The 15,186-nt window shown below is 74.1% G+C and carries 12 protein-coding genes; 1 reads left to right on the forward strand and 11 read right to left on the reverse strand.

The features are described from left to right. Positions 1-3: 3 nt before the first annotated feature. The 3 genes from GL259_RS13900 to lepA all read right to left on the reverse strand — a co-directional run bounded on the left by GL259_RS13900 (position 4) and on the right by lepA (position 6,480). A complete protein-coding gene (locus tag GL259_RS13900; RefSeq protein WP_159532627.1) occupies positions 4-2,145 on the reverse strand; it encodes an ATP-binding SpoIIE family protein phosphatase in 2,142 nt (713 codons plus the stop codon). 310 nt (positions 2,146-2,455) lie between these two features. Further along, positions 2,456-4,330 (reverse strand): AMP-dependent synthetase/ligase, encoded by a 1,875-nt coding sequence (locus GL259_RS13905; RefSeq protein ID WP_159532629.1) that lies wholly within the window; start codon positions 4,328-4,330, stop codon positions 2,456-2,458. Between the two features lie 281 nt (positions 4,331-4,611). Then, a complete protein-coding gene (lepA, locus tag GL259_RS13910; RefSeq protein ID WP_159532631.1) occupies positions 4,612-6,480 on the reverse strand; it encodes a translation elongation factor 4 in 1,869 nt (622 codons plus the stop codon). Between the two features lie 252 nt (positions 6,481-6,732). Between lepA and rpsT the strand changes: the two genes are divergently transcribed. Next, positions 6,733-6,999 carry a 30S ribosomal protein S20 gene (rpsT, locus tag GL259_RS13915; protein WP_159532633.1) on the forward strand — a complete coding sequence of 89 codons (267 nt, stop codon included), beginning with the start codon at positions 6,733-6,735 and terminating at the stop codon, positions 6,997-6,999. Positions 7,000-7,186: 187 nt separating this feature from the next. On the opposite strand, the gene GL259_RS13920 is transcribed toward rpsT, so the two are convergent. From GL259_RS13920 to GL259_RS13955, 8 genes are all read right to left on the reverse strand, one after another. Beyond that, a complete protein-coding gene (locus GL259_RS13920) occupies positions 7,187-7,582 on the reverse strand; it encodes a nuclear transport factor 2 family protein (protein WP_159532635.1) in 396 nt (131 codons plus the stop codon). Between the two features lie 100 nt (positions 7,583-7,682). Further along, complete coding sequence (gene holA / locus GL259_RS13925; RefSeq protein ID WP_208026470.1) at positions 7,683-8,672, reverse strand: DNA polymerase III subunit delta; 990 nt, start codon at positions 8,670-8,672, stop codon at positions 7,683-7,685. Between the two features lie 136 nt (positions 8,673-8,808). Next, a complete protein-coding gene (locus tag GL259_RS13930) occupies positions 8,809-9,054 on the reverse strand; it encodes a hypothetical protein (protein ID WP_159532639.1) in 246 nt (81 codons plus the stop codon). A 31-nt stretch (positions 9,055-9,085) separates the two neighbouring features. After that, positions 9,086-9,280 (reverse strand): arylamine N-acetyltransferase, encoded by a 195-nt coding sequence (locus GL259_RS13935; RefSeq protein ID WP_347814618.1) that lies wholly within the window; start codon positions 9,278-9,280, stop codon positions 9,086-9,088. Positions 9,281-9,376: 96 nt separating this feature from the next. Next, positions 9,377-11,683, reverse strand: coding sequence for a ComEC/Rec2 family competence protein (locus GL259_RS13940; RefSeq protein WP_243762565.1), 2,307 nt, complete (start codon positions 11,681-11,683; stop codon positions 9,377-9,379). Positions 11,684-11,997: 314 nt separating this feature from the next. Then, positions 11,998-13,173 (reverse strand): ComEA family DNA-binding protein, encoded by a 1,176-nt coding sequence (locus GL259_RS13945; protein ID WP_159532643.1) that lies wholly within the window; start codon positions 13,171-13,173, stop codon positions 11,998-12,000. 130 nt (positions 13,174-13,303) lie between these two features. Then, positions 13,304-14,149: a DegV family protein gene (locus tag GL259_RS13950; protein WP_159532645.1), complete on the reverse strand. Its 846-nt coding sequence runs from the start codon at positions 14,147-14,149 to the stop codon at positions 13,304-13,306. Between the two features lie 115 nt (positions 14,150-14,264). Beyond that, a complete protein-coding gene (locus GL259_RS13955) occupies positions 14,265-15,017 on the reverse strand; it encodes a hypothetical protein (protein WP_159532647.1) in 753 nt (250 codons plus the stop codon). Positions 15,018-15,186 lie beyond the last annotated feature (169 nt).

Genomic DNA, 15,186 nt, shown 5'->3' on the forward strand with positions numbered 1-15,186 from the left:
GCATCACTCCGCCTGGAGCACCAGCAGGGCGAGATCGTCCGCCGGCGGGCGGGCACCGAACTCGTGGACCAGGCGCTGGATGCGTTCCGCTATCAGCTCGGCGTCCAGGCCCGCGCAGCCCGCCAGGGCCGTGGCCAGCCCGTCACCGTCGTCGAACTGGCGGGAGCCGGAGCGCCGCTCGGTGACGCCGTCGGTGACGCAGAGCAGGCTGTCGCCGGAGCGCAGCTCGAAGGTCTCGCTGGTGTAGGCGGCGTCCTCGACGACCCCGAGCAGGGTCTGCGGCTGGGCGACGGAGCGAACCGTTCCGTCGGGGGCGAGCAGCAGGGGCAGGGGGTGTCCGGCGGAGGCGAGGGTGCAGCGGACGCCCCCGTCGAAGGGGACGAGCTCGCCGTAGAGGAGGGAGAGGAAGCGGGTCTGCGGGCCGTCACCGGGGGCGGTGGGGCGGGCGCCCGCGGCCACCAGCGCGCGGGCGGCGGCGTCGGCGGCCTCCGTGGCGTCGTCGAGGAGGAGCTGGTTGAGGCGGTCGAGGACGTCGGCGACGCGGTAGCCCTCGCGGGCGAGCAGCCGCAGCCAGGGCCGGGCCAGCCCGATGACGACGGCGGCCTCCGGGCCCTTGCCCTGGACGTCGCCCACGGCGAAGCACCAGCGGTCCCGGCCGGCCGGGAAGAGGTCGTAGAAGTCGCCGCTCGGTCCGCCCTTGTCGCACGGCTCGTAGACGAGGGCGCTGCGCACGCCCGGGATCTCGGCGACGGCACCGGGCAGCAGCCCGCGCTGGAGCACGGCGCTGATGGTGGCCTGACGGGCGTACTGCCGGGCGGCGCCGATGGCCAGGGCGACGCGCCGGCCGAGGTCCTCCACGAGTCCGGTGATCTCGTCGGGGAACCGGTCGATGCCGGCCCGCCCGATCACCAGGGTGCCCAGCGGCCGGCCGCCGGCGACGAGACGGTAGGCGAGGGCGGTGCCGGGCGGGGCGGCGGACGGGTCGTGGGCGTCCGGGGCCGGGTCGGGGGCGCCGGGGACGTCCGGGGCGTCGAGCACCGTGTCCGGCCAGGGGTAGGGGACGGGGCCCGGGTACGACGGGTCACCGGGCGGCGGGGGGGTGCGGTCCAGGACCCGGCGCAGCTCCTCGATGCGGTCCTCGCCGGCGTGCCAGACCCGGGCGAGGCGGGCTCCGCCGGCCCACGTCCCGCCGCCGCCCCGGTCGCCGTGGCCGCCTGTCCCGTCCTCCAGCCACACCGCGCACCAGTCCGCCAGCCGGGGCACGATCAGCTGCCCGGTGAGCGCGGTCACCAGGTCCTCGTCGAGCTGCCCGGCGAGCAGGTCGGAAGCCTCGGCGAGGAAGGACAGGGCCCCGCGCCCCAGCCAGGCCCCGTCCCGCCCGTGACGGCGGGCGAGCCAGTCGTCCCCGTACGAGCCGCCTCGCCAGGTGCTGCGCGCGTACGCGCCGTGCTCCGCCCGGGGCTGGGCCGGTGTGTGCGTCTGCGGTTGGGTCCGGGGCCGCGTCCGGGCGGGGGTGTGGGTCCGGGGCTGTGCCGTCTGCCTCTGGGGCTGTGTCTGGGGCTGCGCCTGGGTGTGCGGCGGCTCGGGTGCGAGGATCTCCGCCACTCCCGGCTCCCGCGCCGGCGCGTGCTCCCCGCCGTACGCCTCGGTCCGATCGCCCGCCGCGCACCCCCCGGCGGGCAGCCGTGCCCACACCGTCTTGGTGCCCGGGCGGTAGGTGACCCCCCAGGCCTCGCAGAGCGCGGCGACGAGCGGCAGGCCGCGCCCGTACTCCGGGGCGTCGTGCGGCGACGCCTCCGGCTCGGTGCCGCCCGGCGCGCGGGAGGGGTGCCGGTCGGCGACCTCGACGACGAGCGCGCCGGTCTCCTCCAGCCGGCACGTCAGGTGCACGTCCGTCCCGGCGTGCACGACGGCGTTGGTGACGAGTTCGCTGACGACCAGCGTGGCGTCGTCACCGACGCGGCCGGTGAGGTGCTCGGCGCCGGGCAGCGCGAGTCCCGCCCACTCGGTGAGCGTCTTGCGCAGCAGGGCGCGCGCGGAGCCCGGCGCGAGGGGGCTCCCGGGCAGGGCCGTCTCCGCCCGCGCGCACTCCCGCGCCTCGGAGGCAAGGGAGGCGGTCTCCCGTTGCGTCGGAATGGCCCCCATGGGCAGCTCCCCGGGCAGTTCGTACGAATACTCCTCGATCGATGCCGACAGGGTGACAGACGGAGCCCGTCCATAAGCGCCGAGTTACCGAAGTGGGCCGCCAGGGGTGAGAACACCGCCCCGCGCGCGGTCAGGAACGGACAGAAAGCCGGCCCGTTCCGAACAGCGGGGAAACCGGGGAGCGGAAGGCACGCGGATGGCGGGAGTGACGACAGGGGGACGACAGGGGGACGACAGGGATGACGACGGGGGCGGGGCCCCGGGCCGGTCCGGCCCGGGGCCCCGCCCCCGTCTCGTCGCGCAGCCGCGGTCAGTCCTCGCGCGTGCCCTCGTACATCTCGTCGATGAGGTGCTTGTACTCGCGCTCCACCACCGGCCGCTTCAGCTTCAGGCTCGGGGTGATCTCGCCGTGCTCGACGTCGAGGTCGCGCGGCAGGAGGCGGAACTTCTTGATGGTCTGCCAGCGCTGCAGGCCCTCGTTGAGCTGCTTGACGTAGCCGTCGACCATCTCGACCGTGGCGGGCGCGGCCACGATGTCCGCGTACGGCTTGCCCTCCAGGCCGTTCTCGGCCGCCCACGCCGTGAGCGCGGCCTCGTCGAGGGCGATGAGGGCGGTGCAGTAGTTGCGGTCGGCGCCGTGCACCAGGATGTTCGACACGTACGGGCAGACCGCCTTGAACTGGCCCTCGACCTCGGCGGGCGCGATGTACTTGCCGCCGGAGGTCTTGATCAGGTCCTTCTTGCGGTCGGTGATGCGCAGGTAGCCGTCGGGCGAGAGCTCGCCGATGTCGCCGGTGTGGAACCAGCCGTCGGCCTCCAGCACCTCGGCGGTCTTCTCGGGCAGGTTGTGGTAGCCCTGCATGATGCCGGGGCCGCGCAGCAGGATCTCGCCGTCGTCGGCGATGCGCACCTCGGTGCCGGGCAGCGGCTTGCCGACGGTGCCGGTGCGGTAGGCCTCGCCGGGGTTGACGAAGGAGGCGGCGGAGGACTCGGTGAGGCCGTAGCCCTCGAGGATGTGGATGCCGGCGCCGGAGAAGAAGTAGCCGATCTCGGGGGCGAGGGCCGCGGAGCCGGAGACGCAGGCGCGCAGGTTGCCGCCGAAGGCCTCGCGGATCTTCGCGTAGACGAGCTTGTCGGCGACCGCGTGCTTGACGCCGAGGCCGAAGGGCGCGCTCGCGGTGCCGGTGCGGCGGAAGTTGTCCTGGGTGACCTTGGCGTACTCGCGGGCGACGCCGGCGGCCCACTGGAAGATCTTGTACTTGGCCCCGCCGCCGGCCCTCGCCTTGGCGGCGACGCCGTTGTAGACCTTCTCGAAGATGCGGGGCACGGCCGCCATGTAGGTCGGCTGGACCACCGGGAGGTTCTCGATGATCTTGTCGACGCGGCCGTCGACGGCGGTGACGTGCCCGACCTCGATCTGGCCGGAGGTGAGCACCTTGCCGAAGACGTGCGCGAGCGGCAGCCACAGGTACTGCACGTCGTCACCGCTCACCAGCCCGGTCGCGGCGATCGCCTTGGCCATGTACGACCAGTTGTCGTGCGGCAGGCGCACGCCCTTGGGGCGGCCGGTGGTGCCGGAGGTGTAGATGAGGGTGGCGAGCTGGTCCTTGGTGAGCGCGGCGACCCGCTCCTTGATCAGCTCCGGGTCCTTCTCCAGCCGGGCCGCGCCGCGGCTCTCCAGCTCGGCGAGGCCGATCACGAAGTCGTCGGTCTCCACGCCGGCCGCGTCGACGACCACGACGTGGGTGAGCTCGGGCAGCTCGGCGCGCTTCTCGACGGCCTTGGCCACCTGCTCGGCGTTCTCCGCGATGAGCACCCTGCTCTGCGAGTCCGACAGGATGTAGGCGGACTCCTCGGCGTTGGTCTGCGGGTAGATCGTGGTGGTGGCGGCGCCCGCGCACAGGATGCCGAGGTCGGCGAGGATCCACTCGACGCGGGTCGAGGACGCCAGCGCCACCCGCTCCTCGGGGCGCACGCCCAGCTCGATCAGGCCGGCCGCGATGGCGTTGACGCGCTCCGCGGTCTGCGCCCAGGTGAGCGACTTCCACTCGTCCGGGCCCTCCCCGGAGGCGGAGGGGATCGGGTAGCGGTAGGCCTCGGCGTCCGGCGTGGCCGCCACGCGCTCCAGGAAGAGGGTCGCCACGCTCGGCGGACGGTTCTCGATCAGTGTCTGTGTGTCGCTCACGACATCCTCCGGGGCCCGCGACGGTGCGGCTGGCTCAGTGGGGCTGGTTACACTCGCGAGTCGTTGTTTAACTCGCGAGTAACTATCGAGCACGGACAGAGTAAGGCGCGACCGGCCACCGCGTAAGGGGGTGCGGCCTGCCATTTCGCACAGAGAGCTACCCGCCGGACGCGCAGGGGCCCGCCGCGCTCTCGCGCGACGGGCCCCTTTTCCGCCCGGTTTGCGGAGTAACCCGCAGTAACGTTGATTACCGTCCGCTACCTTTCGGCCACTCCTCGCCCCTACTTCTTGCCCTTGCCCGATCCCGCGCTGTCGTCGCTGGAGAGGACGGCGATGAAGGCCTCCTGGGGGACCTCCACGGAACCCACCATCTTCATCCGCTTCTTGCCTTCCTTCTGCTTCTCCAGCAGCTTGCGCTTGCGGGAGATGTCGCCGCCGTAGCACTTGGCGAGGACGTCCTTGCGGATGGCGCGGATGGTCTCGCGGGCGATGACCCGGGAGCCGATGGCGGCCTGCACCGGCACCTCGAAGGCCTGCCGCGGGATCAGCTCCTTGAGCTTGGCGACGAGCCGCACGCCGTACGCGTACGCCTGGTCCTTGTGGGTGATCGCGGAGAACGCGTCCACCTTGTCGCCGTGCAGCAGGATGTCCACCTTGACCAGGCTGGAGGTCTGCTCGCCGGTGGGCTCGTAGTCGAGGGAGGCGTACCCGCGGGTCTTGGACTTCAGCTGGTCGAAGAAGTCGAAGACGATCTCCGCGAGCGGCAGGGTGTAGCGGATCTCCACCCGGTCCTCGGAGAGGTAGTCCATGCCGAGCAGGACGCCGCGCCGGGTCTGGCACAGCTCCATGATCGAGCCGATGAACTCGCTGGGCGCCAGGATGGTGGCGCGCACGACCGGCTCGTACACCTCGCCGATCTTCCCCTCGGGGAATTCGCTCGGGTTGGTGACGGTGTGCTCGCTGCCGTCCTCCATGACCACGCGGTAGACCACGTTCGGCGCGGTGGCGATCAGGTCGAGCCCGAACTCGCGCTCGAGCCGCTCGCGGATCACGTCGAGGTGCAGCAGGCCGAGGAAGCCGACGCGGAAACCGAAGCCGAGGGCGGCGGAGGTCTCCGGCTCGTAGACCAGGGCGGCGTCGTTGAGCTGGAGCTTGTCCAGCGCCTCGCGCAGCTCGGGGTAGTCGGAGCCGTCCAGCGGGTACAGGCCCGAGAACACCATGGGCTTGGGGTCCTTGTAGCCGCCCAGCGCCTCCTCGGCGCCCTTGTGCTGGCTGGTGACCGTGTCACCGACCTTGGACTGGCGGACGTCCTTCACACCGGTGATCAGGTAGCCCACCTCGCCGACGCCGAGGCCGTCGGCGGGGAGCATCTCCGGCGAGTTGGTGCCGATCTCCAGCAGCTCGTGGGTCGCCCCGGTGGACATCATCCGGATCCGCTCGCGCTTGTTGAGCTGACCGTCGATGACACGGACGTACGTCACGACACCGCGGTAGGAGTCGTACACCGAGTCGAAGATCATCGCGCGGGCCGGGGCGTCCTTGACGCCGACCGGGGCCGGGATCTCGGCGACCACCTTGTCCAGCAGCGCCTCGACGCCGAGACCGGTCTTCGCGGACACCTTGAGCACGTCGTCGGGGTCGCAGCCGACCAGGTTCGCCAGCTCCTCGGCGAACTTCTCCGGCTGCGCGGCCGGCAGGTCGATCTTGTTGAGCACCGGGATGATCGTGAGGTCGTTCTCCATCGCCAGGTACAGGTTGGCGAGGGTCTGCGCCTCGATGCCCTGGGCGGCGTCGACCAGCAGGATCGTGCCCTCGCACGCGGCGAGCGACCGCGAGACCTCGTAGGTGAAGTCGACGTGCCCGGGGGTGTCGATCATGTTGAGGATGTGCGTGTTGCCCTGGTCGTGGGTCGGGGCCCACGGCAGACGCACCGCCTGGGACTTGATCGTGATGCCGCGCTCGCGCTCGATGTCCATGCGGTCGAGGTACTGAGCGCGCATCTGCCGCTGCTCGACCACACCGGTCAGCTGGAGCATCCGGTCGGCGAGCGTGGACTTGCCGTGGTCGATGTGCGCGATGATGCAGAAATTGCGGATCAGAGCCGGGTCGGTACGGCTCGGCTCGGGCACATGGCTAGGGATCGCGGGCACGCAGGGTCCTGATTCTTGAGGCGTCCGCATACGTGTGCATGTCCGTCTGCGGTCTCGGGTCGGATCGATACGTAGCTTCCATGGTCCCACGGGTGGGGACCTGGGACGGGTTTGGGCCACCGAACGGCCCGCTGGTAGTGTGGGGGGCTGTGTCTCATGCCCTCTCAGCGCGAGGCACACCCCAAGAAATCACCCGGCGCGGGATCCGCGCGGCATCGTGCGGCCCGGGCCAGAACCTGAGAAGGCTCATTCGTGGCGAACATCAAGTCCCAGATCAAGCGGAACAAGACCAACGAGAAGGCCCGGCTGCGCAACAAGGCCGTCAAGTCCTCTCTGAAGACCGCGATCCGCAAGGCTCGTGAGGCCGTTGCCGCGGGTGACGTCGAGAAGGCCGCCGAGTACCAGCGCGCTGCCGCGCGTCAGCTCGACAAGGCCGTCTCCAAGGGCGTCATCCACAAGAACCAGGCCGCCAACAAGAAGTCGGCGCTGGCTCAGAAGGTCGCGACCCTCAAGGGCTGATCACTTCCCTGATCTGACCTGATCGCCGGAAGGACCCGGGCGGGCCCTCTCTCATCCGCCCCCGGCCGGCACCCCGAGCTCGTACGCGGCCTGCGTTCGCCACGCGGGTACGGGCTCAGCAGCTTGTCCGAGGACCCCGTCCGACGCCCTTCCCCCGGGTGGAGGCGGGGTCCTCGCATCCCCGGCGCTACGACCAGAAGTCGTTCATCGCGTCGAGGTCCGCGACGCACTCGTCGAGGTCGGTGATCCTGTCCCCGAGGATGCGGAAGACGATGCCTCCCTCCTGGTCCAGGTGCCTGCCCCGCCGGTCTCCCGTGATGCGGTGCAGGGACACCGCGTGGCCCCGGCCGTCGACGAGGACCTGACGCAACTCGACCCCGAACGTCCCGTCGGTCTCCTCACCGAGCCGCCGGTACATGTCGAGGATCGCGTCCTGTCCCTTGTAGTCGCCCGAAAGGGTTCCGGTCCCGGGCACGTGATGCGTGGCGTCCGCCGCCATCAGTCCGCGCAGGGTGTCCATGTCCCCACGTGTGAAGGCCTCGTAGCCCTTGCGGACGAGCTGCGCATTCGGATGTTCGGCCATGTCGCTCGCCACCTCTCCGGGTCTGGACGACCGGCTGATACGTCCGATTCTCCTCTCCGGGGAGCGAAGGTCGACTCGATCACGGAACGCACGCCGGGTGCTATGCCCGCCCTCTCGACCGCGCCGCGCGCGCGATGGTCACGACGGCTTTCTCCAGGGCGTACTCGGGGTCGTCCCCGCCGCCCTTCACGCCCGCGTCGGCGTCGGCGACCGCGCGCAGCGCCACGGCCACGCCGTCCGGGGTCCAGCCGCGCATCTGCTGCCGCACCCGGTCGATCTTCCACGGCGGCATGCCCAGCTCGCGGGCCAGGTCGGCCGGCCGGCCGCCGCGCGCCGACTGCAGCTTCCCGATGGCCCGTACGCCCTGGGCCAGCGCGCTGGTGATCAGCACCGGCGCCACCCCGGTCGCCAGGGACCAGCGCAGGGCCTCCAGCGCCTCCGCCGCGCGTCCCTCGACCGCCCGGTCGGCGACCGTGAAGCTCGACGCCTCGGCCCGCCCGGTGTAGTACCGCCCGACGACCGCCTCGTCGATCGTCCCCTCGACGTCCGCGACCAGCTGGGACACCGCCGAGGCCAGCTCCCGCAGATCACTGCCGAGGGCGTCGACCAGCGCCTGGCACGCCTCCGGTGCGGCCGATCTCCCGGCGGTCCGGAACTCGCTCCGTACGAAGGCCAGCCGGTCCGCCGGCTTGGTCATCTTCGGGCACGCCACCTCCCGCGCCCCCGCCTTGCGCGCCGCGTCGAGCAGTCCCTTGCCCTTGGCGCCGCCCGCGTGCAGCAGCACCAGCGTGATCTCCTCGGCGGGCGCCCCGAGGTACGCCTTCACGTCCTTGACGGTGTCGGCCGACAGGTCCTGCGCATTGCGTACGACGACGACCTTGCGCTCCGCGAAGAGCGACGGGCTGGTCAGCTCGGCGAGGGTGCCGGGCTGGAGCTGGTCCGGGGTCAGGTCCCGGACGTCCGTGTCGGCGTCGGCGGCCTTCGCGGCGGCCACCACCTCCCGCACGGCACGGTCGAGCAGCAGGTCCTCCTGGCCCACGGCGAGCGTCACGGGGGCGAGAGGGTCGTCGGATGCGGTCTTCCTGGCCATCGCGACAAGCATCCCACGCGCCACCGACAACGCCCCGGACGGCTCCGGTCCGGGGCCGGGAGCGGGGTTGAGAACCGAAACCGGGACCGGGATCAGAGCCGGGGCCGGGTCCGGTCCGGCTCCGCTTCCCGCGCCGTCACGGTTCCTCCCGCCAGCCCTCCCACTCCGCCGCGAACTCGTCCAGCTCCCCGGCGTCCAGCCGCCCCTCCTCGTCCCGCAGGACGACGAGCCACTGCGCGTCCTCCGCGTCGTCCTCACCGGCCAGCGCGTCCCGCACCAACCGCGGCTCCTCCGCCACGCCGAACCGCTCCCCGAGGGCCTGGGCCACCTCCTCGGCGGCATCACGGTCGGGCAGCACCAGCACATGTCGCACATCACTCACGTGCGCCATTGTCCGGCACCGGGCTCAGGGCTCAGTCCTCGCGCCCGGTGCCCCGCACGGCCGGCACCGCGTCCGGCCCGGTCCCGAACCGGTCCCGGTACACCGCGGACACCTCCTGGTCCGGTCCCGGCTCCCGCTCCTCACGCGTCCCGTCCGGCGCCGTGGAGGTGAGCCGCCGGCCGCTGAGCGTGGTCCTCCCGCCGTCCTCGGTGGTCCGCGAGCACACCAGCGACCGCGTGAAGTGCGGGGCCGGTGGCGTGCCGTGCCCCCACGCGCCGACCGCGAAGCCGCCGGCGCCCGCTGCCGACTGCCCGCTGCCGGGTCAGTGCCGTGCCACCGACAGCTCCCCGCTCCCCTCCTCCCCGCCGACCACCGCCAGCGCCCCGTCCCGGTCCGTCCGCAGCACCGTCGCTCCCCGGGCCCGCAGCGCGGCGAGTGTGCTCGGGGCGGGATGTCCGTACGGGTTGTCCTCCCCGGCCGAGACCAACGCCAGCCGCGGCGCCACCCGCCGCATCAGCCCCGGGTCCTGGTACGCCGAGCCGTGGTGGGCGACTTTCAGCACGTCCACGTCCGCCAGGGCCCGGCCGGCCGGTGACCTCGCCAGGGCCCGCTGGGCCGGGGGTTCCAGGTCCCCGAGCAGCAGCAGGCGCAGGCCCCCGGTCCGCACGAGCATGGCCACACTGGCGTCGTTCGGGCTCTCCGGCGCGGGCGGCGACGGGGGCGGGCGCGTGCCCGGCGCCGTCGGTGGCGTCACCGGCGGCGGCCACACCACCTCCCAGGACAGCTCCCCCGTGCGCCGCCGCTCCCCGGCGACGGCACGGGTCACCGCGATCCGCTCGGCCGCCGCGAGTCTGCGTACGAACGCGGCCTGGTCGGCGGGGTCCTCGAGGCCCGTCGTCCCGATCGCGCCCACCGAGCGTCCGCGCAGCACACCGGGCAGGCCCGCCACGTGGTCGGCGTGGAAGTGGGTCAGGACCACGAGGGGGATCCTGGTGACGCCCAGGGAGCGCAGGCAGCGGTCCACGAGGGCCGGGTCGGGTCCGGCGTCCACCACCACACCGGTGCCCCCGCCCGCCGCCAGCACCAACGCGTCGCCCTGCCCCACGTCGCACATCACCATCCGCCAGCCCGGCGGCGGCCAGCCCGTGATCGCCCGGGTCAGCGGCGGCGGCTGCACCACGACCACGACCAGCAGCAGCGCGCAGACACCGCACCACCAGGGGTGTCCCAGCAGCCGCCGCCCGACGGGCAGCACGGCCAGGGTGACCGCGCCGAGCGCCGCCGCCCCGGCCCAGCCGCCGGGCCAGTCCACTCCGGCGCCGGGCAGCGCCGCCCCGGTCCGGGCGACCCCCGCGATCCACTCCACCGGCCAGCTCGCGCACCACGCCAGTGCCTTCGCGACCGGCATCGCGAACGGCGCCGTGGCCAGCGCCGCGAAGCCCAGTACCGTGGCCGGCGCGAGCGCGAACTCCGCGAGCAGATTGCACGGCACCGCCACCAGGCTCACCCGCGCCGCGAGCACGGTGACCACCGGCGCGCACACCGCCTGGGCGGCCCCCGCGGCGGCCAGCGCCTCCGCGAGCCCGGGCGGGACGCCGCGCCGCCGCAGTCCCGCGCTCCAGCGCGGCGCGAGCGTGAGCAGGGCGCCGGTGGCCAGCACGGACAGCAGGAAGCCGTAACCGCGGGCCAGCCAGGGGTCGTGGAGCACCAGGAGCAGGACGGCCGTCGCCAGGGCCGGGATCAGCGATCTGCGGCGGCCGGTGGCGAGCGCGAGCAGCGCGACGGACCCGCAGGCGGCGGCCCGCAGCACGCTGGGGTCCGGCCGGCACACGACGACGAAGCCGAGGGACAGCGCCCCGCCCAGCAGCGCCGTCGTCCGCAGGGAGATGCCGAGCCGGGGCGCGAGACCGCGTCGCTCCGCCCGCTGCGCCAGACCGGGCGGGCCGAGGAGCAGGGCCAGGAGGATGGTGAAGTTGGCGCCGGAGACGGCGAGCGTGTGCGTGAGGTCGGTCTCCCTGAACGCCTCGTCCAGTTCCGGGGTGACCCGGGAGGTGTCGCCCACGACCAGTCCCGGCAGCAGCGCCCGCGCGTCCGCCGGCAGCCCGTCGGTCGCCTCCCGCAGTCCGGCCCGCAGTCTCCCCGCCAGCCGCTGCGGTCCCGACGGCCGCCCCACGGTCTCCGGTCCGTCCCGGCCCTTCACGCGCAGCACGGCCGCGAACCGGTCGCCGCCCGTCGTCGCGGGAGCGAGCCGCGCCTCGACCCGCAGCCGGGTGGAGGGCAGGAGCCCGAGCCAGGGGGAACGCCCGGCACCGCGTCCGCCCGGGGAGGCGCGCGGGGCCCGGCGCACGTCGACGATCACCAGCACCGGCGCCCGGGTCACCGCCGCCACCGCGCCGGGCCTCTCCACCCGCCGCACGTCGGCCTCGATCAGCACGGCCGCCGGTGCCGTGTGAGGGCCGCCGGCCCTGGGCCGGGTGAGCCGGGGGTCGGAGGTGATCTCGAGCTCGGCGGTCACCGGGGCGTGCTCCCGGGCCAGCTCCGGCACGGGGCCGCGCCGCGGATCCGCACCGTGCAGGCCCGCGGAGCCGGCGGCAGCGGCGACACAGAGCAGCACGGCGGCCCCGGACACCAGGGACGAGGGGGGTGCGCCGGTCCTTCGCCGCCCCGCCCGCCGGCGCCGGCCGCGCCCCACCACGAGGAGGACGCCGGCCGCCGCCAGGGAGACGGTCACCACGCCCACCACCCTGCCGGGCGGGGCGTGCAGCATCACCGCCGCCGTGGCCCAGGCCGCCAGCGCGGGCGGCACGAGCCGGAGGTCCGTCGGTGCCTCCTGACGCGGGTGCGCGGTTCCGAGTCGCTTCCCGGACGCGGCGTGGACGGGCTGCCTGGTGGCGGTCCCCGCGGGCCGGGGGTCCGCCGGCGGCACCGGGTCCGTGCGGTTCGTCACGGCCGCACCAGATCGCGCAGGTCCTCGAAGCGGCGGTCGCCGATGCCGTCGACCTCGCGCAGTTCGTCCACGGAGCGGAAACCGCCGTGCCGGGTGCGGTAGTCGACGATGTGCCGGGCCAGCACGGGACCGACCCCCGGCAGGGCGTCGAGCTGGTCCGGTGTGGCGGTGCTGAGGGACACCGGTGCAGCGGGTCCGGTGCCCGCGGGCGCACCGGCCGCACCGCCGGAGGCCGCGGTGCCCCCTCCCGTGTCCGGCCCCGCGACCGGTGCCGGGCCTCCGACGACCACCTGCTCCCCGTCCACCAGGAACCGGGCGCGGTTGAGGCCGTCCGTCTTCGTCCCGGGCCGCACCCCGCCCGCCGCCCGCAGCGCGTCCTCGACCCGCGAACCGGCCGGCAGACGGTGGATCCCCGGGTCACGCACCTTGCCGCTGACGTCGACCACGATCCCGGGCCCCGCCGGGCCGCCGGCCTCGACCGCCCCGGCCGGTGCGCCCGGTCCGCCCTCCTCCCGGCCGGCTTCGCCCTCCCCCCGCTCCCCGTGGGGAGCGGCCGCCCGCACCACCTCCGGCGCCCGCACCGGCTGGGTCCGCCCGGACCAGAAGTGCTGCACGGCGAACCCCACGGCGACCACGAGCAGCACCGACAGCGCGACCACGCTCCGTCGTTCCAGTCCGCACCGCGTCTGCACCCACAGCGGCAGGCGCTCCCGCAGCGCGAGCCCGAACCGCTCCCGGTACCGGCCCTCCCCGCTCACCGGGCTCACCTGATCCCCCGGATCCACCGGATCGGGCACTCCCCCGGGAGAACCCCGGTTCGCGGCGTCCGCCGCGTCCCCTCCCGCGGCCGCGCCCCCGCGGGAACGCACCGGCGGGAGATCCACCGCCGTCGCACGGTCCACGGCCCAGCTCGGGACGCGCCCGGCCCTCCCGCTTCCCCCGGCCCCGTCGCCGGCGCCGTCGCTGTCGCCGTCCTCACCGAACAGGGCCTGCGCCCGCCGCCGGAGTTCCTCCGCCGGCGCGTGGCGGTCCCGGTGCCCGTGCCGGTGGCCCTGCCGTACCCGTCCTCGGGGCGAGGGCGGCCGGCGATGACGTGCGCGCCCGTCGGACGCGGGGTCACGGCCCGGGCCGCTGGTCGCCGTCGCTGTGCGTGAACGTGATCGAAGTGCCATGCGAGGAGGATCGGGCAACCCGCCGCATCCCCGTCGATCTTGCTCGATCTCCGTGGACCACCGCCCGGTTGTGGACAACTCCGTCACCCGCGCGCGCCCGCCGCCACGCGGCCGGCGGTCCCGTCCCGCCTCACCGCTGCGAGACCACGACCCCCAGCAGGCCGGGTCCCGTGTGCGCCCCGATCACCGCTCCCACCTCGCTGACGTGCAGGTCGGCCAGGGCCGGCAGCCGGGCCCGCAGCCGGTCCGCGAGGGCCGACGCGCGGTCCGGGGCGGCGAGGTGGTGGACGGCGACGTCGACGTCGGCGCCGCCCGCCCGTTCGGCCGCGATCTCCTCCAGACGGGCGATCGCCCTGGACGCGGTGCGGACCTTCTCCAGGGGTTCGATGCGGCCGCCCGCCAGCTGCAGCAGCGGCTTCACCGCGAGCGCCGAGCCCAGCAGGGCCTGCGCGGCGCCGATGCGGCCACCGCGGCGCAGGTAGTCCAGGGTGTCGACGTAGAAGTAGGCGGAGGTGCCCGCCGCGCGTTTCTCGGCGGCGGTGACCGCCTCGTCCACCGTGCCGCCCGCCTGAGCGGTCTCGGCCGCCGCCAGTGCGCAGAACCCGAGGGCCATCGCGATCATGCCGGTGTCCACCACCCGCACCGGCACCGGCGCCTGACGCGCCGCGACGACCGCCGCGTCGTAGGTGCCGGAGAGTTCGGCGGAGAGGTGGAGGGAGACGATGCCGGTGGCGCCGGACTCGGCGGCCCTGCGGTAGGTCTCGGCGAAGACCTCGGGACCGGGCCGCGAGGTCGTGACGGGGCGCCGCTTCTGCAGGGCCTGGGCGAGGGAGCGGGTGGAGATCTCGGTGCCCTCTTCGAGCGCGCGGTTGCCGAGGACCACGATCAGCGGCACCGCCGTGATGCCGTGCCGCTCCATCGTCCGGGCCGGCAGGTAGGCCGTTGAATCGGTGACGATCGCGACATGGCGGGACATGAGCTGGAGGTTACCTGCCGTAGTGCCCGCGTGGCAGCCCGGCCTCGCGGGCCGGTTCGGCCGTGGCCGGATCAGGCGGTGTTCACGCGGTGTCCAGTCGGCGTTCAGACGGTGCTCAAGTGGTGCTCTCGGGGCGGGGCTTCTTCTCCCAGGGGTAGGTGGGGCGCGGCCCGGGCGGGGTGATGGCGGGCCGCACCGGCTCGGGCTCCGGCTCCCGGGCCGTGGCCGACCGCGGCGCTTCCGCCCGGGTGGGGCCCGCCGCCGGAGTGCCGGTGGCGGGTGCCTCGGGCCAGGGTGCGGACCGGGGCTCGGACCGCTGGTCCGTGGTCGTCCAGTGCCGCAGGGCACCGGCCTCCACGTCGATCTGCGCGCTCAGCGAGTCGAGTTCGTCGTCCGCGAAGCGGCGGGCGCGGTCGCGGGCCGCCCAGCGCAGGGAGTCCGCCGACTGTGTGATGCGCCCGGTGCGCTCGCGCAGCTCGGGCAGCCGCTCGACGAGCGCGGCACGGTCCGGTTCGGACTCCAGGCGCCTGAGCTCGCCGTCCAGTTCGTGTCCGTGCGCGCTGAGACGCTGGAAGAGGCCGAGGGACTCCTTGAGGGACTCGTCCTCGGCGACGACCGCCTCCAGCGCTTCCTGGGTCGCGCGCATGGAGGTGCGCAGCTCGAGCCGGAGCTGGGCGATCTCGCCGGCCGGGCCGGGCCTGCCGAGGGCCTTGGCCTTCAGCGTGTGGTCCTCGACCGTGCGGCGGGCCTGGGTGATGTGGCGGTCGGCACTGCGCTTGGCCGCGCCGACGACCTTCACCGTGGCGTAGGCGCCGAGTACGAGAGAGAGCACGAAGAGCAGGGCGAACACTGCGATCACTGCTTCCACGAGGCTCCTCCTCCGGGCCCTTCGGCCTGTCCCGGCACGCTCCGCGCCGCTCTTCAACGGTAAACGCAAAGGGCAGGCCCGGAGTTCCCGAAAAACCCCGAACCTGCCCGTAGGGGATCACCCTGCCCCGGGACGTCACGCCCGGCGGGGACCACCCCGCCCCGGGACG

It is taken from the genome of Streptomyces sp. Tu 3180 (assembly GCF_009852415.1).
GTDB lineage: Bacteria > Actinomycetota > Actinomycetes > Streptomycetales > Streptomycetaceae > Streptomyces.

Excerpts from the sequence above, each read along its gene's own strand:
- GL259_RS13950 (WP_159532645.1), bottom strand. The coding sequence starts at position 14,149 with ATGTCCCGCCATGTCGCGATCGTCACCGATTCAACGGCCTACCTGCCG.
- GL259_RS13920 (WP_159532635.1), bottom strand. The coding sequence starts at position 7,582 with ATGGCCGAACATCCGAATGCGCAGCTCGTCCGCAAGGGCTACGAGGCC.
- GL259_RS13945 (WP_159532643.1), bottom strand. The coding sequence starts at position 13,173 with ATGGCACTTCGATCACGTTCACGCACAGCGACGGCGACCAGCGGCCCG.
- GL259_RS13900 (WP_159532627.1), bottom strand. The coding sequence starts at position 2,145 with ATGGGGGCCATTCCGACGCAACGGGAGACCGCCTCCCTTGCCTCCGAG.
- holA (WP_208026470.1), bottom strand. The coding sequence starts at position 8,672 with ATGGCCAGGAAGACCGCATCCGACGACCCTCTCGCCCCCGTGACGCTC.